The sequence below is a fragment of the Streptomyces zaomyceticus genome (genome assembly GCF_014656215.1).
Lineage (GTDB): Bacteria > Actinomycetota > Actinomycetes > Streptomycetales > Streptomycetaceae > Streptomyces > Streptomyces zaomyceticus.
Genome location: NZ_BNBZ01000001.1, coordinates 606,099 through 623,133, shown reverse-complemented (window position 1 = coordinate 623,133; position 17,035 = coordinate 606,099). Strand labels below are relative to the sequence as shown.

The following is a 17,035-nucleotide window of genomic DNA, read 5'->3' as shown; positions in this document are numbered from 1 at the left end:
CGCGAGGAAGCAGATGCGTACCAGCAGTATTCGTCGGAGCCGTGCCCGAGTCACCGCCTCGGCCGCCTTGGGGATGCTGCTGGTGGGCATCGCTTCCGCACCCGCCCACGCGGAGGGTATCCGCGCCCGGCAGTGGCACCTGGATGCCATGGGCGCCGAGGAGATCTGGCAGCTCAGCACGGGCAAGGGTGTCACTGTCGCTGTTCTCGACACCGGTGTGGAGAGAGACAATCCCGATCTGCGAGGCCAGGTTCTCGCGGGCAAGGACTTCGCTCCGGACAAGCCGGGTGACCAGTTCACCGACTACTCCGGGCACGGCACGGGTATGGCCGGGCTCATCGCCGGCACCGGGGCCCGCGACGGTGGCAACGGCGCCTTCGGGCTGGCTCCCGGAGCCAAGATCCTTCCGGTCCGTGTGCCGGGCGGGACCGGGGGCGACAAGAGTCAGGCGGCGGCCGACGAAGAGTTCAACAAGGTCATGCCCCAGGCGATTCGCTACGCCGCCGACTCCGGGGCGAAGGTGATCAACATTTCGCAGGCGTCGCCGACCGGCTCGCAGCAGCTCACGGAAGCGGTGAAGTACGCCCTGGACAAGGGCGCACTGGTCTTCGCCGGTGTCGGCAACGACGCCGAGAAGGGCAACGACCTGATGTACCCGGGGGCGACCCCCGGCGTCGTCGGCGTCGGTGCCGTCGACAAGAGCATGAAGCGCATCCCCATGTCCCAGCACGGCGACCAGGTCGACATCGTCGCACCCGGCAAGGACACGGTCTCCGCCTGCGGCGGCGGTACCGGGATCTGCGAGTCCACCGGTACCAGTGACGCCACCGCCCTCGCCTCCGCCGCCGCCGCGCTCCTCTGGTCGAAGCATCCCGACTGGACCAACAACCAGGTCCTCAAGGTCATGCTCAACACCGTCGCCGCCCCGACCGGGGGCGAGAAGCGCAGTGACTTCGTCGGTTACGGCGCCATCCGGCCGCTCCGTACGCTGAAGACGCCCGGCGACCCGGGCCCGGCCGACGTCCGGCCCATCGACGACCTGAAGGCCCCGGAGACCAAGGCCCCCGAGGCCGGGGCCACCGGCAACGCGACCGCCGACCCGGCCCCCGTGGAGTCCCCCGCGGCCTCCGCCCCGGCCGTCGCGGCCGCGGAGGAGGGCGGCAACACCGGCCTCTGGATCGGGATCGGCATCGGCGCGGCGGTGCTGATCGCCGGGGCCGTCGCCGTCCCCGTACTCCGTTCGCGACGGGGCTGAGGGCGACGATTCCGGTGACCATCCGTGACGCGCGCGGCGTACGCATCGGTGCCGCTGTGGCGGTGGCCGCTCTCCTCGCGGGCTGCTCCGGCGGCACCGCCGACGGGGAAGGCACGAAGGGCCCGGAGGGCCTGACGGCCGCCGAGGCCTGCGGGGGCTTCGCCTCGGCCGCGCCCGTCGCCGCCGCGCTCGAAGCCGTCGTGGGTACCGAGCACTTCGAGGACGACCTGTCGAAGCCGGACAAGGCCATCGAGCGGTTGCGTGACGACGCGGCCGCGCCCTGGGCCGATTCCTACCGGCCGCAGCCGGTGCGCTACTGCGGCCTCCGGGCCGTCGAGCTCGGCCGGAAGGACCTCAGGATCGAGGTGCGCGCGGCGGGAAAGGGGCCTTACCTGGGCCCGGCGCTCGCCAAGTCGGTGACCTCCTACGCCTCGGGGCTCGAGGCCTTCGCCTCCTCCGGGATCGGTCGTCTCTACTTCTCCTGCCGTCTCGACGCCCCCGCCCGCTCCCTCGTCGTCGAAGCGGTGGTCCGGGGCCCGGCGGACGTCCCGGAGACGGACCTGCGGCACCGGACCCGGCTGATCACCCTCGCCAACGCGGCGGCCCGGCAGGTCTCCGCGAAGCTGGGCTGCGAAGGCGACGGGCTGGCGACCGGGGTGCCGAAGACCGTCCCGGCCCCCGCATCCGTCCAGTCCGCCCAGTAGGCCCCTTCCTCCGCCCAGTCCCCCAGGAGGCCCCGTCCTCCCTGACGGGGCCGTGCACCGGGTGACCGGCCGGGCTCTACCTCTCGAACACCGGCATCGCCGCGATGCGGCCGCCCCGGGCGATGAAGACCCGGTTGCCGCCGCTCGCCAGCTGGTAGGAGCCCGTGCGCTGAAACTTCGCCTGGAAGAGGCGGGTGCCGGTGGTCTTGTGGACGACCTGGACGTAGCTGTTGTCCGGGGCGTGGAACCAGACCGTCGCGCCCTGCACGACAGGGGGGTTGACGTTGCCGGGGCCGGTGTCGTCCAGGACCTCGTACCAGTCCGAGATCGAGGAGTTCATGCCCGGCTGCGTGCTGTACCGGTAGGCGTTGTACGCGTTGGACGCGAAGACGAGGTCGCCGCTCGCCACAGGGGTTCCCCAACCGTGCGGGGACGCCTCGCTCTTCGCCCGCTCCGTCCAGATGAAGTCACCGCGGTCGAGGCGGCGGGCCGTCAGCTGGGAGCCGCCGAAGTAGGCGGTGTTGTTGTCGCCGAGCGTCGGGGCCTGGCCGTCGGTGCCCTGGTCCTTGATCTCCCAGTCCGTCTCGCCCGTCTCGGTGTAGAGCGCGGCGCAGTGGCCGTCCCGGCCGTGGATCACGAGCCGCTTCCTGCCCACCGCGGCCTTCGCGGGGCCGTTCTGCGAACGGGGTGACGTCATCGGGCGGGCCCATGTCGTGGCGAGGGTCCAGGCGTTGACGGCGCGGAGCTCGTTGTCCTTCGTCACCAGGTAGACATGGGTGTCGTCGGCGGCGAGGACGTCGTCGACGTCGCTGCCCGTCTGCCAGACGGGGGCGCCGGTGGAGGCCACGAACGCGCGCAGCCCGCCCTCCTTGTCGACGCCGACGACGAGCCGGTCGGCGACGGAGACGAAACCGGCGTCGGCGTCGATGTCCTTGGCCCTCCATCGCTCCTTCCCGTCCTTGACGGCGAGGGCGAGCAGCCCGCCCGTCTTCGCCTGCACGATCACCACATCCCGTACCGGCAGGGGGAGTTCACCCTCCGGGGCCGTCACGTCGAGCGGGCCCCACAGGGTGTCGGGGGCCTCGTCCTGCCGGATGTCGATGCTCGAGACGAAGGCCGCCTCCGGGGTCGCCACGGCGGGCGGCACGTCGAACGACGGGGTCTTCGCGCCCCGGTTCAGCCACCACGCGCCCACCCCGCCGCCAGTACCCAGGACCGCCACGCCGACGGCTGCTCCGGTGAGGAAGCGCCGCCGGGACGGCGAGGAGGGTACGGCGGTGTCCGCGGGCGCGGTCAGCCGCTTCGTCGCGGTCTCGCGTCGCTTGATGTCCTCGGCGAGCGGGCCCTTGCGCCAGGCGCGGTCCGCTCCCTTCGGCGGGGCGAAGGCCGCCGCGACCTGCGGGGGCGTCGGACGGAACGCCGGGTCCTTCGCCAGGCACGGCCCGATCAGCTCCTGGAGCTGCGGCGGCACCAGGCTCATGTCGGCCGTCCCGTGCACGACCTCGTACTGGACGGCCGGCACGTGCGCTCCGTCGAAGGCCCGGCGGCCGCCCGCCGCGAAGACGAGGACCGCACCGAGGGAGAAGACGTCCGACGCGGGGCCGACGCGCTGCCCCAGGACCTGTTCCGGGGCCCCGTAGCCCGGGGTGACCGGAATCTGGCCCGTCGTCGTGAGGGTGAGGCCGTGCTCGGGACGCGCGATGCCGAAGTCGATGATCCGCGGGCCGGTCGAGGTGAGCACGATGTTCGCGGGCTTGAGGTCGCGGTGGACCAGGCCGGCCGCGTGGATGTCGTGGAGGGTGCGGGCGAGCTGGTGGGCGAGGGCGCGGACGGCGGCCTCGTCCATCGGCCCGTACGCCTTGACGGCCTCGTCGAGCGTCGGTCCCGCGAGGAACTCGGCGGCGATCCACGGCCGTCCGCCCTCGGTCTGCGCTCCGAGGACCCGGGCCACGCCCCTGCTGGTGACGGCCCGCGCCATGTCGGCCTCGCGGACGAACCGCTGGGCGAGGTGCTGGTCGTGGGCGAGTTCGGGGCGGAGGACCTTGACGGCGGCGGGGGCTCCGGTGGCGTCCCTGCCGACGTACACCTTGCCCATGCCGCCCTCGCCGAGGACGCCGAGCAGGCGGTACGGGCCGAGCCGGAGCGGATCGCCGGTGGCGAGGGGCTGCGTGGTCACGGAAATGCCTTCTGCTGGAATCGGAAGAGGAGAGAAGTGAAGTGAACTGAAGCGCTGAGACGTCGGGGAGAAGCCGGGGCGGGGGCAGGTCAGGCGTAGGGGATGGCCATGACGCTCGACTTCCCGGCCCCGATGATCCGCTTCCGGTCCTTGTCGACGACGAACCGTGTCGCGTCCGTCGGGAACACCCAGTCCGAGACGTGCGTCGTGCGGTCGACCGCGCTCAGGCCGCCCTGGACGGGTGCGTACACGTACTTCTCGCCGACCACGGGCTTGTCGAAGAGGGACGGCGTCAGGCTGCGGCCCGAGTAGACCTCTTCCCAGCGCTTGAGGCCCTTGTCCGCGCTGACGGCCACGATCCCCACGCCGTTCTTGTTCACGTGGACGAGCCCGTCGGCGAGCACCGGCACGCCGTACTCGGTGCTTCTGGTGCCCGAGCCGAACTCCCAGGCGATCCTGCCGTCGGTGACGCGCAGGGCCCGCAGCCGGTCGCCGCCCACGTAGACGTGCCGGTCGTCGGTGGTGAGCTGGCCGGGGATGTACCAGGACGAGTCCTCCAGGGGCAGTCTGCGCTGCCACAGCTGACGGCCGGTGCGCAGGTCCCTCGCCTGGACGAGGAAGGAATCCAGGTCGCCGCTGTTCTTGCCGAGGATCAGCCGGTCGCCCACGATGCTGGAGAGCCACGGGCGGACGCCGTCCCAGTCGTACGCGAAGCGCCACACGAACTTTCCCGTGCGCAGGTCGACGGCGAACATGTGCCAGTCGACGTCGTTCTTCTCCAGCGGGTCGTCGAAGGAGCCGCGGCGGGCGGTCGCGTAGAGGATTCCGCCGGAGACCGTGAACACCTCCATGTTCCTGCCGGCGCCGTCGAAGCCCTTGAGGGTGACCGTCCGGGCCGTCTCCTCGCCGGTGAGGGGGGCGAGCGTACGGATGTGGAGTCGGCCCGGACCGTCGACGGGCCCGTCCGCGGCGTAGAAGGACGTGCCGTCGGTGGTGATCTGCAGGGGCTCCGAGACCTTGTTGTCGGTCCAGAGTTCGGCGTTGTCCTTCGGGGACACGGCCCGGAAGGAGACCGTCTCGGCGAAGCCGACGACGCCACCGGCGAGCAGGGGGAAGGCCTTCTGCTCGCGGTCGAGCACCTCGCCCTGCCACAGGGCCGTGGGGGCGCCGTCGGAGGCCGTCTTCGCGGGGATGGCGGTGGGGCCCGTCGCGGTCACCGAGCCCGTCGTGGTCCCGGTCCCGCCCTCGTCGTCCCGGGAGCGCAGCCACGCCCAGGCCCCGCCACCGGCGCCCGCCACCCCGAGCAGGGCGGCACCGCCGGCGGAGAGCAGACGGCGGCGGGAGACTGGGGTGCCCGGGGTGGTCTCGGCCACCGCGGACTCAGCGGGGGCCGGCAGCCGGTGCGGCGCGTGCAGCCAGACATCGGTCGCGCGGCGGGCGATGTCGGTGAGGAGTAGCGGCGGCAGATGGTCGGCGAACTCGCCGTGGCCGTCGTGGAGACGGTCGATCAGGTCACCGGTGGTGGGGCGGGCCTCCGGGTCCTTGGAGAGGCAGGCCGTCAGGAGCGGCAGCAGTGCCTCGGGTACGCCGGAGAGGTCGGGATCGGCGTAGCGGACGCGGTAGAGGAGGTCGGCGGCGGAGCCCGTACCGAACGGGCCGTGGCCGGTGGCGGCGAAGACGAGGACACCGGCGAGAGCGAACACATCGCCCGCGGGCGGGTGTTCCTGGCCGCTCGCCTGCTCCGGCGACATGAAGGCGGGCGTGCCGGCCGCCGCTCCCGTCCGTGTGAGGTGCTCGTCGCCGGCCGCGCGGGCGATGCCGAAGTCGATGATCTTCGGGCCGTACGCGGTGACGAGGACGTTCGAGGGCTTCAGGTCGCGGTGGACCACGTCCGAGGAGTGCAGCTGGGCGAGGGCCCCGGCGAGCGCCGCGCCCAGGGCGCGGACGGTCGGTTCGGGGAGGGGGCCGCCGAGCGCGACGGCGTCGTCGAGCGGCGGGCCGAGGACGTACTCGGTGGCCAGCCAGGGTGTCTCGGCCAGGGGATCGGCGTCGACGACGGCCGCGCCGTGGCGGGCGCCGATGATCCGCGCCGCGTCCGTCTCCAGCCGGAAACGGGCACGGAAGGCGGGGTCGGTGGCGAGCCGCGCGTGCACGGTCTTGAGCGCGACGGTACGGCCGCCGGGGGTGCGCGCCAGATACACCGTGCCCATGCCGCCGGAGCCGAGGCGGGCGAGGAGACGGTGGGCGGCGACGTCGGCCGGGTCGTCGTGGGTCAGGGGCGACAGCATGGATGAGGTCCGTCAGGTCCGGGGAAGGGAGGGCGGGCAGGTACGCGGGCGGGCAGCCGGGGCGGGGGTGTTCAGACCCGGGCCGGCTCGGGGAGTTCGGCGGCGAGGAGCTCGGAGGACTGGCGGGCCAGCGCGGCGACCACCCGGCCCGGAAGCCAGCCGGGGGAGAGCAGGGAGCCGCCCGAGTTCAGCACCGTCTCGTGCGTGGACGGCGGGGCGAGCGCCGTCATGAGGGCGGCGGCCGTGGGCCGGTCGGCCGGGTCGCGGGCCAGGCACGAGGCGATCACCGGGCGCAGGGCGGGCGGGATTTCGTCCCGCTCGGGCACCGTGTGACCGGTGGCGGCGTACGCGAGGACGGCGCCGAGCGCGAAGACGTCGCCCGGCGGACGCGGCCGGCCGCCCGAGGCCTGCTCGGGGGCGAGCGCCCCCGGGTCGAGGCCCGGCAGGCCGGTGCGCGGCTCGCCGTCGGCCGAGGCGGCCCGTACCGCGCCGAAGCAGGTCAGCCGGGGGCCGTCGGCGGTGAGCAGCACGGCGGCGGGGGAGACCCCGGCGTGTGTGAGGCCCTGGCCGTGCGCGGTGGCCAGCGCCTCGGCGAGGGTGGCGCCGACGGCCCGGACGGTGGCCTCGGGCAGTGGGCCGCCGTGGACGGCGAGCGCCACGGGGAGCGGGAGCGCCGGAAGGTACGGGCTCGCGGACCAGGGCGCCTCGCCGGGGCCGGCCACTCCGGTCACCGGGGCGATCCAGGGACCGAGGAGGAAGCGGGCGGCTTCGGCCTCCGCGGCGAACCGGGCGGGATCGGTGCCGGGCAGCGGGGTGTTGAGCAGCACGGTGTGCTCGCCGTCCTCGGTGCGGGCCACGAACCGGCGGCAGGGCAGGACGGAATGGGGCGGGTCGAGGCGGGTGATCAGCCGGAACGGACCGATCCGCCGCGCGGATTCCTGCTGTGTGCGCGACTGTTCCACCGCTCGTGCCCCCCGTCGTTCGTGCACCCCGTGGTGACGGGGGCGGGTCGAGCCTACCGAGGCGGGGGCGGGAGGCCGTGCGCGGGAGGTGTGCGGGAAGGGGAGAGGGAGCGGGGACCGGCGGTGGGGTGGTCCGGGAAGTCCGGGGTGTCCCGGTTGCGAAGGTGAAGCGGGCATGCGGACACCGTGAAGATGTCGGGGTCGGCGGTGATTCCCGGTCGGCCGGGCTCGAACAGGCACCGGGGGGACTACGATCACCGTGTTTCCGTGGGCACGGAACTTGCTGAGGCGAAGCCGGAACGATCACCGTCACGGGGGAGAGCATGTCGTTCGAACAGGAGTGGGCGTCGGTACGGTCCGCGTCCACGGCCGGTGTGAGCATGAGGCTCAACCAGGTCGCCCCCGAGCCCGGTGGCGGTGGCGGCGGGAACGCCGACCTCAGCGTCGACCAGGACAAGCTCGGAGCCATCGGCGGCGCCGCGTACGCGCTGCACGGCCGGCTGGCCAAGGACGGCAACCACGCGCGGACGAACACCACGGACGCGGCGACGAGTCTGTCCAGCCACGGCTTCGCCACCGGGTCGGCGATGTCGACCGTGCAGGAGACGTGGAGCTCGCAGCTGAACACGCTGCTCGACGCCTGCGCCAACATCTCCAACCACCTCGACTACAGCGCGGCCTCGCACGCCAAGGAAGAGGCGGACATCCAGGCGGCCCTCGCGGCATCCAAGATCAACGAGTACTTCAAGTAGGCGGGGGACCTGCTGTGCTGACCTTTGACAACGTGTACCAGGCGCCGCTCGACAAGATGAAGTCCGCGGCCGACGACTGGTCCGCGATGAAGGGCAAGCTGGACAAGCTCGCCGACGACGCCCGTACGACGATGGCCGCGAAGGCCAAGGACGACTACTGGCGCGGAGTGAACGCCGAGGTCACGAAGCCGTTCGTGGACAAGACCGCGAAGGAGTTCGAGGACGCGGCCAAGGCCGCCGACGGCATCCACAAGGTCCTGGAGGATGGCTACAACGCCTTCAAGAAGGCGAAGGACGACCTCAAGAAGATCGTGGAGACCGAGGCGCCGGCCCAGCGCTTCCGGGTCGACTCCAGCGGCAAGGTCGAGGCCGTCGAGCCGCTGTCCCAGACCAAGGACCAGGGGATGCGGCACGACCCCGACTTCCAGGACATGGTCCGCAAGGAGAACGCCGACATCAGGGCGATGCAGCAGCGGATCGACGCGATCGTCGAGACCTGCGACGACGCGGACGTCGCCTGCTCCAACGCCCTCAAGGCCAACATCACAGGCGAGAAGCACAACTTCAGCGCCCCGAAGTACGGCAGCCTCGACGCCGAGGAGGCGCAGCGCGCCGTCGACCTGGCCAAGAAGGGCCGGGACATCTCCCACGAGGAGCTGATGCGCCTCAACGAGCTGCTCAAGGACAACAGCGGCTCGAAGGAGTTCTCCCGGACCTTCTACGACGGCATGGGTCCGAAGGGCGCGCTGGAGTTCTTCGGCCAGCTGTCCACGGACACGTACGACTACTCGAAGGTCGACAAGCAGCGCCTCGCCGACGTCCAGGAACTCCAGAAGAACCTGGGCATGAACCTGGCGACGGCGACGCAGGGCGGCGACGCGTGGACCGACAAGTGGTCCACGGACATGCGCAAGCTCGGCACGGAACGCATCCCGCTGGTCAAGTACGACAACAACCCGGCCTTCGGCTACCAGTTGCTCGGCGGCATCATGCGCTACGGCAACTACGACCCCAAGTTCCTGGTCCCGATCGCCGAACACGTCACCCAGCTCCACGCGAAGGACCCGTACCTCTTCGCCAACAGCAAGCCGATGGGCGGAGGCTGGCTGCAGAACCAGTACAACCCGTCGGGTGTCAACGGCTCCGGCTTCGACCCGATGGTCTCCATGCTGGAAGCCCTCGGGCACAGCCCGGAAGCGTCGAAGGAGTACTTCTCCAAGGAGCCGACGTCCTACAACAAGGACGGCAGCCTCGGCGGAACGGTCGATCTGGACCCGAAGAAGGACGGGAACCAGAAGGGCTACCTGGACTACTTCCAGAACAAGGAGTACGAGTTCTTCCCGGACATCGAGGGCCACAACCCGGACGACTGGAAGAAGACCGCCGAGTACATGCCGGACGCCCTCGGCCACGCCCTGGAGGCGGCGACCACGGGCCACGGATGGGACGACCCCAACCCACAGCTGCACCGCGACGAGAAGTCCGCCGAGATCATGAAGCAGGTGATCGACTCGTACGGTTCGAGCACCGAGCTGCGCGAGCAGCACAAGCCGCTGATGGACAGCCTGGGCAACATGGGCGCCGCCTACATCGACGACCTGAACTACTCGATGATGAACTTCGGCGGCACGGGAGACGCGTACAACCGCGACGAGCTCTTCGGGAACAGCAGCGACGGCAGCAAGCGGACGGACTTCGGGTTCAACTCGTCGCTGGAGTTCATGAAGGCCGTCGCGGGCGACGAAGGCGCGTACAAGAGCATGTCCGCGGCCCAGCAGGTCTTCGAGGCGAGCGGCATCAAGGCGCTGGAGGGGGACCGGGACGACGCCATGGCTTTCGCCAAGAACGGTTCACTCGTCCACGGTGTCCTCGACGAGTCGCGCGTCACCCAGATCGCCGAGGACTTCAAGGACGACGAGGACAAGAAGAACCTGGCCCTGGAGCAGCAGGCCGAGTGGCGCAAGTCCGCGGTCAGCGGCGGTGTCACCGCGGTCGTCGGCGTCGGCTCGGCCATCGTGCTCGGTCCGGCGGCGGGCGTCGTGGCGGCCACGGTCGTGCCGATCATCATGGAGAGCGTCGGCTCGACCGTCAGCACGTCGTACGCCTCCGGCACCCTCGAGTACCTCAAGGACAACGAGTACAAGAACGACGACGAGGCACGGACGTCGATCGGCTCCACGAGGGAGACCGGGCGTGGCAGCGCGATGAACCCGCTGATGAACTACGCGGACGCCACCGGCATGACGGAGGCCGAGCGGCGTGCGTTCCTCGACGACGCGCGGGGCGCCTACCTGGACGGCGAGCAGCTCGTCAGCGGTACCGAGCAGAAGGTCAGGTGAGCATGCCGGTCATCAGCAGGTGGGTGGGCAGGAGCGCCGCCGCGCTCGCCGTCGTCGTCTCGGCGACGGCCTGCGGCGGCGCGGACACCCCGAAGCCGAGCGGAACGGGGACCGTGTCGCCGACCGCGCTCAAGACCTGCCAGGAGGTCTTCGGCAGGGCGAACGTCGACGCAGTGAGCGCCGACCTCGGCAGCGCGTTCCGCCCGTTCGACCGGTCGCTCACGGACATGCGGGACCGCCTGCTCACGGAGGCGCGCGGCTGGGCCGCCGGCAAGGACGATCTCCAGCGCACCACGTTCCACCCGTGCGAGATGGAGGGCGGGGGCGACGGAACGTCGGCGCGGGTCACCGGCACCGTCGGATGGTCGACGTACGACATCGACTTCCTGGCCTCCGGAGAGGGAAGGCTCCGCTGGCGGGCCGTCGCGGACGGGCTGTACGTGGCCTCCCGCGCCGACAACTGGGGCACCCCGCTCGTCATGACCTGCACGGTTCCGGGTACCGCCGCCGGCCAGGGCCGGGAGCTGCCGCTCCAGGTCTCGGTGAACGACGAGGGCCGCAAGGGCGACGCGACCGTGTCGACGGAACAGCTGCTGAAGTCCCTCGCCGAGAGCACGCGCGTGCTCCTCGGCTGCGCGGAGAAGCTCCCCGTCCCCGGCGACCTGCTGCCCTGAGGGCCCGCGCGGCCCGCTCCCTCAGTCCTCGGCCGTCTCGACGGCCGGGGACAGCTGGGACAGCAGCAGGACCGTCGCGCGGGTGATCAGCGCCGCGAGGAGGATCGTGGCCAGGCCCTCGACCCGCAGTTCCGAGATCTTCGGTCCCAGCCAGGACAGCAGCCACCAGATGAGGGCGTCCTGGACGAAGCCGGCGAGGCCGAAGACGGTCAGGGCGGGGACGGGGACGCGGCCCGAGGGGCCGATGTGCACGAGCTGGGTGAGGACGACCGTCACCAGGGTCGCGGCGAGGACGGAGATGATGACGTCGAGCGGCTCCGCGCCCAGCGTCACACCCGGCAGGAGACCGCCGGCGAGGGCCACGCCCGCGAGGACGCCCAGTTTGCGTCTGCCTTGATCACTCATGGGCGGACTCTGGCACAGCCCCGCGAGGTTGTGAAGATCCGATAGAGACCGTGATCGGAATTGAACCGACGTAACTCGCTTTGCAGGCGAGCCCCTCAACCACTCGGGCACACGGTCGTGTTGTGCACGAGTACGACCGTAGGGCGGGGGTGGGGAGGGGCTCAAGGGGTTCGGGTGCCGTGCAACACGACTGCCATACCGCTGCCACACCCCGTTCACGGTCGTACGTCGAAGGGCTGAGCAGCACCGGGACTCCTGACAGGGGTCATTCCCCGCTTCACCTCTTACCCTGGGGGAATGAGCGCCCTCGAACCCCGCGACGCCGACGTCGCCCCACGCCCCGGAGCCCGTGCCGTCGCGCACGTCGCGCACGACGACGACACCAAGGGGTCCGTCCTCGATCCGGCCCACCGGGCGCTCAGCATCGGCATCGTCTCCGTCGTCCTGCTCATCGCCTTCGAGGCGACCGCCGTCGGCACGGCCATGCCCGTCGCCGCCCGCGAGCTGAACGGCGTGTCCGTGTACGCCTTCGCCTTCTCCGCGTACTTCACCACCAGCCTCTTCGCCATGGTCCTGGCCGGACAGTGGTCCGACCGGAGCGGTCCGCTCGCGCCCCTCACCGCGGGCATCAGCGCCTTCGCCGCCGGTCTGCTGCTCTCCGGGACCGCCGGCGCCATGTGGCTCTTCATCCTCGGCCGGGCCGTCCAGGGCCTCGGCGGCGGGCTCGTGATCGTCGCGCTGTACGTGATCGTCGGCCGGGCCTACGCGGAGCACCTCAGGCCCGCGATCATGGCCGCGTTCGCCGCGTCCTGGGTCGTTCCCTCCGTCGTCGGACCGCTGGCCGCCGGAACGGTCACCGAGCACCTCGGCTGGCGCTGGGTCTTCGTCGGTATCCCCGCCCTCGTCGTCTTCCCGCTGGCGCTCGCCCTCCCCGCGATACGCCGCACCGCCTCCGGACCCGCCGACCCGACCGCGCCGGTCGCCCCCTGGGACCGGCGGCGGATCCGCCTCGCGCTCGGCATCTCGGCGGGGGCGGCGCTCCTGCAGTACGGGGGCCAGGAGCTGCGCTGGCTCTCCCTGCTCCCGGCCGCGGTGGGCGTCGCGCTGCTCGTGCCCGCCGTCCGCGGGCTGCTGCCGCACGGCACCTGGCGGGCGGCCCGCGGTCTGCCGTCCGTCGTCCTGCTGCGGGGCATCGCCGCCGGCGCCTTCATCGCGGCCGAGTCCTTCGTGCCGCTGATGCTGGTCACCCAGCGGGGGCTGAGCCCCACGCTCGCCGGGTTCTCGCTGGCCGCGGGCGGTCTCACCTGGGCCCTCGGCTCCTGGATCCAGGCCCGGCCCTGGACGGAGCCGTACCGGGAGCGGCTGGTCGTCCTCGGCATGGTGCTGGTCGCGCTCTCCATCGCGGCGGCGCCGAGCGTGCTGATCACGGCCGTGCCGGTGTGGGTGCTCGCGGCGGTCTGGGGTCTCGGCTGCCTGGGCATGGGGGCGGTGATCGCCTCGACGAGCGTGCTGCTCATGAAGCTCTCCGCGCCCGAGGAGGTCGGCGCGAACTCGGCCGCCCTGCAGATCTCGGACGGCCTGTCGAACGTCCTGCTCCTGGCGGCGGGCGGCGCGGCCTTCGCGGCGCTGGGCGGCGGCGCGGTCGGCCACGCGGTCACGTCCTCCGCGGCCACGGGCTCGCACCCGGCGGCTTTCGCGGCGGTCTTCCTGCCGATGGCGGGGGTGGCGGCGGTGGGGGCGTGGGTGGCGACCAGGCTGCACGGTACCGAGGCCCGGGCCTGAGTAATTCGGTACCAGTCTGACCCCACCCGGTGGTACCGTTTTGGTATGGCCATGAACCTGCGTCTCCGCGACGACCAGACCGAGGCACTCAAGCTGCGCGCCGAGCAGGAGGGCACGAGCATGCACGCCCTGCTCCTCCAGGCGGTCGACGACTACCTCGCCCGGACCGCGCAGCAGGCGATCGTGCGGAAGACCGCCATGGAGCAGGCCGCCAAGTGGCACGAGCTGATGGAGCGGCTGAAGTGAGCTGCGTCTACCTCTCGGCCGAGGACGTCCTGGTCATCGCCGAGCACGCGGTGGACGACCAGCACATCGTCGTACGGGACGCGGGACTGCTCGAATCGGCGGTGCACCGGCCGTCCGCCGCCATGTTCGGCGAGGAGGCCTACCCCGACCTCGTCGACAAGGCCGCCGCGCTGCTCCAGTCGCTCGCGATCAACCATCCCTTCCTCGACGGCAACAAGCGCACCGCCTGGCTGTCCTGCGTCACCTTCCTCGCCATGAACGGCGTCCAGCTCCGACCCGACATCGACGCGGCGGAGCGCCTGGTCATCGCCGTGGCGACCGCCGCGATCGACGAGGTGAAGGCCATCTCCCACGGGCTGCGCGAGCTGATCGCCCCCGACGTGAGCTGAATCGCAACCGGGCCCCACCGGCCCGGTTTCATACGACGTTCCGGCCGGGCCGCCGGTAAGGTGGCCCGGTTGTCATATCTGGACGAGCGTCGAACCCGGAGATCGTGACTACTACCACCACCTCCTCACACCACCTCTCTCCCGCCTTCCCCGGCCGGGCCCCGTGGGGTACCGCCGGCAAGCTGCGCGCCTGGCAGCAGGGCGCCATGGACAGGTACCTCCAGGAGCAGCCCCGTGACTTCCTCGCCGTCGCCACCCCCGGCGCCGGCAAGACGACCTTCGCCCTGACCCTCGCGTCCTGGCTCATGCACCACCACGTCGTGCAGCAGATCACCGTCGTCGCACCCACCGAGCACCTGAAGAAGCAGTGGGCCGCCGCGGCCGCGCGGATAGGCATCAAGCTGGACCCGGACTACAGCGCCGGGCCGCTCAGCAAGGAGTACGACGGCGTCGCCATCACCTACGCGGGTGTCGGCGTCCGGCCCATGCTCCACCGCAACCGCTGCGAACAGCGCAAGACCCTCGTCATCCTCGACGAGATCCACCACGCCGGAGACTCCAAGTCCTGGGGCGAGGCCTGCCTGGAGGCGTTCGAGCCCGCGACGCGGCGCCTCGCGCTGACCGGTACGCCCTTCCGGTCCGACACCAACCCCATCCCCTTCGTCACGTACGAGGAGGGGAACGACGGCATCCGCAGGTCCTCCGCGGACTACACGTACGGCTACGGCAACGCCCTCGGCGACGGCGTCGTCCGGCCGGTCATCTTCCTCTCCTACAGCGGCAACATGCGCTGGCGCACCAAGGCCGGCGACGAGATCGCCGCCCGCCTCGGCGAGCCGATGACCAAGGACGCCGTCTCGCAGGCCTGGCGCACCGCGCTCGACGCCAAGGGCGACTGGATGCCCAACGTGCTGCGCGCCGCCGACCAGCGGCTCACCGAGGTCCGCAAGTCGATCCCCGACGCGGGCGGCCTGGTCATCGCCTCCGACCAGGACTCGGCCCGCTCGTACGCCAAGCTGATCCGCGAGATCACCGGCACCAAGGCCACCGTCGTGCTCTCCGACGACACCGGCGCCTCGAACCGCATCGACGAGTTCAGCGAGAACAACGAACGCTGGATGGTCGCCGTCCGCATGGTGTCCGAGGGCGTCGACGTGCCACGTCTCTCCGTCGGCGTGTACGCGACGACGATCTCGACCCCGCTCTTCTTCGCCCAGGCCGTCGGCCGTTTCGTGCGATCACGCAGGCGCGGCGAGACCGCCTCCGTGTTCCTTCCGACGATCCCCAGCCTCCTCGGCTTCGCCAACGAGATGGAGGTCGAGCGCGACCACGTGCTCGACAAGCCGAAGAAGGCGGGCGAGGACGAGGACCCGTACGCCGAGTCCGAGAAGGAGATGGCGGAGGCCGAGCGCCAGCAGGACGAGGACACCGGCGAACAGGACATGCTGCCCTTCGAGGCGCTGGAGTCCGACGCCGTCTTCGACCGCGTCCTCTACAACAGCGCCGAGTTCGGCATGCAGGCCCACCCCGGCAGCGCCGAGGAGCAGGACTACCTCGGCATCCCCGGCCTCCTCGAACCCGACCAGGTCCAGCTGCTGCTGCAGAAGCGGCAGGCCCGGCAGATCGCGCACAGCCGCAAGAAGCCGGACGACGAGGCGGACCTCCTGGAGCTTCCGGCGGAGCGGCGACCCGTCGTTTCCCACAAGGAGCTCCTCGAACTGCGCAAACAGCTCAACACGATGGTCGGCGCGTACGTCCACCAGACCGGCAAGCCCCACGGAGTGATCCACACGGAGCTGCGCCGGGTGTGCGGCGGGCCGCCGAGCGCGGAGGCCACCGCCGGCCAGATCCGGGAACGGATCAAGAAGGTGCAGGAGTGGGCCACCCGGATGCGGTGACCGTTTCCGCACCCGGCAGGTGCGACAGACGTGGCTGAGGCCCGTACGACGGCGGTCGTACGGGCCTCACTCGTCCCGCGCGGCGGTGGATCCGGCGGGGATGACCGACGGCGGGCCGGCCTCGGAGACCGGCCCCCACGGTCGGCCTCCGGGCCCTTCCACGCTACCGGCACGACAAAGCCGATCTTGTCCGCCAAAGTCCCGCATGCGACCGACGAAGGTCCCGAACCGTCTCTATTCGCTCGTCGACGCCCGGATTCTGGACGAGGTCTTCCGCTGAGCGGAGCGGGTCGCTACTGTCCCGGCTCAAAAGCAATCGCCCCGTGGCAGCGCCGCCGCGGAGCGCAGCCGGTGTACCCCTTCCTGCCGGCGGCCTCTGACGTGCGTCGCCGACGGGACCGGCGACGCAACCCCGTGAGAGCACCGCCGCCACTCACTCCGAAGGAGAGGGCGTCGTGACCGCGGAAACCTCCCAGACGCTCGACCGGGGACTCAGAGTCCTCAAACTGCTCGCCGACACCGACCACGGCCTGACCGTCACCGAGTTGTCCAACAAACTCGGTGTCAACCGGACCGTGGTCTACCGTCTGCTCGCCACACTCGAGCAGCACGCCCTCGTCCGACGCGACCTCGGTGGACGCGCCCGCGTCGGCCTCGGCGTGCTCCGGCTCGGCCGCCAGGTCCACCCCCTGGTCCGGGAGGCCGCGCTGCCCGCGCTGCGCTCGCTGGCCGAGGACATCGGTGCGACGGCCCATCTGACCCTGGTCGACGGGGCGGAGGCGCTCGCCGTCGCCGTCGTCGAACCGACCTGGACCGACTACCACGTCGCCTACCGGGCCGGCTTCCGCCACCCGCTCGACCGGGGCGCTGCCGGCCGCGCCATCCTCGCCGCCCGCCAGGGCGGGCTGATAGAACCCGGCTTCACCCTCACCCACGGCGAGCTCGAGGCCGGGGCGAGCGGTGCGGCCGCACCGCTGGTCGGCGTGACCGGCGTGGAAGGCAGCGTCGGTGTCGTGATGCTCGCGGACGCGGTGCCCGAGCGCGTGGGACCGCGGGTGGTGGACGCGGCACGCGAGGTCGCCGACGCGTTGCGCTAGGCCGCGGGCGCGCGGCGCCGGGTCGTAGACGGGCTGCGCCGGGTCGTGGGCGCCGGGGACGCGAGGCG

At 71.6% G+C, this 17,035-nt stretch carries 14 protein-coding genes and 1 tRNA gene; 10 read left to right on the top strand and 5 right to left on the bottom strand.

The annotated features are described in order from the left end of the window. Positions 1 to 13 precede the first annotated feature (13 nt). Together mycP and IE311_RS02740 are read left to right on the top strand one after the other, a co-directional pair. The gene (mycP, locus tag IE311_RS02745) at positions 14 to 1,255 is read left to right on the top strand and encodes a type VII secretion-associated serine protease mycosin (RefSeq protein WP_189829854.1); all 1,242 of its coding nucleotides are present in this window, start codon (positions 14 to 16) and stop codon (positions 1,253 to 1,255) included. 14 nt (positions 1,256 to 1,269) lie between these two features. After that, positions 1,270 to 1,959 carry a hypothetical protein gene (locus tag IE311_RS02740; RefSeq protein ID WP_189829853.1) on the top strand — a complete coding sequence of 230 codons (690 nt, stop codon included), beginning with the start codon at positions 1,270 to 1,272 and terminating at the stop codon, positions 1,957 to 1,959. Positions 1,960 to 2,035: 76 nt separating this feature from the next. Here the strand turns inward: IE311_RS02740 and IE311_RS02735 are convergent, their stop codons facing one another. From IE311_RS02735 to IE311_RS02725, 3 genes are all read right to left on the bottom strand, one after another. Then, positions 2,036 to 4,135: a protein kinase domain-containing protein gene (locus IE311_RS02735; RefSeq protein ID WP_189829852.1), complete on the bottom strand. Its 2,100-nt coding sequence runs from the start codon at positions 4,133 to 4,135 to the stop codon at positions 2,036 to 2,038. 89 nt (positions 4,136 to 4,224) lie between these two features. Further along, a complete protein-coding gene (locus tag IE311_RS02730; protein ID WP_189829851.1) occupies positions 4,225 to 6,423 on the bottom strand; it encodes a protein kinase domain-containing protein in 2,199 nt (732 codons plus the stop codon). A gap of 71 nt (positions 6,424 to 6,494) precedes the next feature. After that, on the bottom strand, positions 6,495 to 7,385 hold the full coding sequence (locus tag IE311_RS02725) for a protein kinase family protein (protein WP_189829850.1): 891 nt from the start codon (positions 7,383 to 7,385) through the stop codon (positions 6,495 to 6,497). A gap of 323 nt (positions 7,386 to 7,708) precedes the next feature. Here IE311_RS02725 and IE311_RS02720 point away from each other — a divergent pair, with 323 nt between their 5' ends. Genes IE311_RS02720 through IE311_RS02710 form a run of 3 tightly spaced genes read left to right on the top strand, consistent with a single transcriptional unit; the run spans position 7,709 to position 11,150 of the window. Continuing rightward, the gene (locus IE311_RS02720) at positions 7,709 to 8,137 is read left to right on the top strand and encodes a hypothetical protein (protein WP_189829849.1); all 429 of its coding nucleotides are present in this window, start codon (positions 7,709 to 7,711) and stop codon (positions 8,135 to 8,137) included. Between the two features lie 14 nt (positions 8,138 to 8,151). Next, the gene (locus tag IE311_RS02715; protein WP_189829848.1) at positions 8,152 to 10,476 is read left to right on the top strand and encodes a DUF6571 family protein; all 2,325 of its coding nucleotides are present in this window, start codon (positions 8,152 to 8,154) and stop codon (positions 10,474 to 10,476) included. Between the two features lie 2 nt (positions 10,477 to 10,478). Beyond that, on the top strand, positions 10,479 to 11,150 hold the full coding sequence (locus IE311_RS02710) for a hypothetical protein (protein WP_189829847.1): 672 nt from the start codon (positions 10,479 to 10,481) through the stop codon (positions 11,148 to 11,150). Positions 11,151 to 11,171: 21 nt separating this feature from the next. Here IE311_RS02710 and IE311_RS02705 read toward each other — a convergent pair whose 3' ends face one another. Further along, entirely contained in the window at positions 11,172 to 11,555 is a 384-nt protein-coding gene (locus IE311_RS02705) for a phage holin family protein (protein WP_189829846.1), read from the bottom strand. Between the two features lie 45 nt (positions 11,556 to 11,600). Beyond that, a tRNA-Cys gene (locus tag IE311_RS02700) sits at positions 11,601 to 11,672 on the bottom strand. A 180-nt stretch (positions 11,673 to 11,852) separates the two neighbouring features. Between IE311_RS02700 and IE311_RS02695 the strand changes: the two genes are divergently transcribed. The 5 genes from IE311_RS02695 to IE311_RS02675 all read left to right on the top strand — a co-directional run bounded on the left by IE311_RS02695 (position 11,853) and on the right by IE311_RS02675 (position 16,967). Continuing rightward, positions 11,853 to 13,337, top strand: coding sequence for an MFS transporter (locus IE311_RS02695; protein ID WP_189829845.1), 1,485 nt, complete (start codon positions 11,853 to 11,855; stop codon positions 13,335 to 13,337). A gap of 45 nt (positions 13,338 to 13,382) precedes the next feature. Next, positions 13,383 to 13,583 carry a ribbon-helix-helix protein, CopG family gene (locus IE311_RS02690; protein WP_015033897.1) on the top strand — a complete coding sequence of 67 codons (201 nt, stop codon included), beginning with the start codon at positions 13,383 to 13,385 and terminating at the stop codon, positions 13,581 to 13,583. Continuing rightward, positions 13,580 to 13,972, top strand: a complete 393-nt coding sequence (locus tag IE311_RS02685; protein WP_189829844.1) for a type II toxin-antitoxin system death-on-curing family toxin — start codon at positions 13,580 to 13,582, stop codon at positions 13,970 to 13,972. Before IE311_RS02690 ends, IE311_RS02685 begins: the two co-directional genes overlap by 4 nt. Before the next feature lie 101 nt (positions 13,973 to 14,073). After that, positions 14,074 to 15,870 (top strand): DEAD/DEAH box helicase, encoded by a 1,797-nt coding sequence (locus tag IE311_RS02680; protein WP_189829939.1) that lies wholly within the window; start codon positions 14,074 to 14,076, stop codon positions 15,868 to 15,870. A 455-nt stretch (positions 15,871 to 16,325) separates the two neighbouring features. Beyond that, on the top strand, positions 16,326 to 16,967 hold the full coding sequence (locus IE311_RS02675) for an IclR family transcriptional regulator (RefSeq protein WP_015033894.1): 642 nt from the start codon (positions 16,326 to 16,328) through the stop codon (positions 16,965 to 16,967). Positions 16,968 to 17,035: the final 68 nt, after the last annotated feature.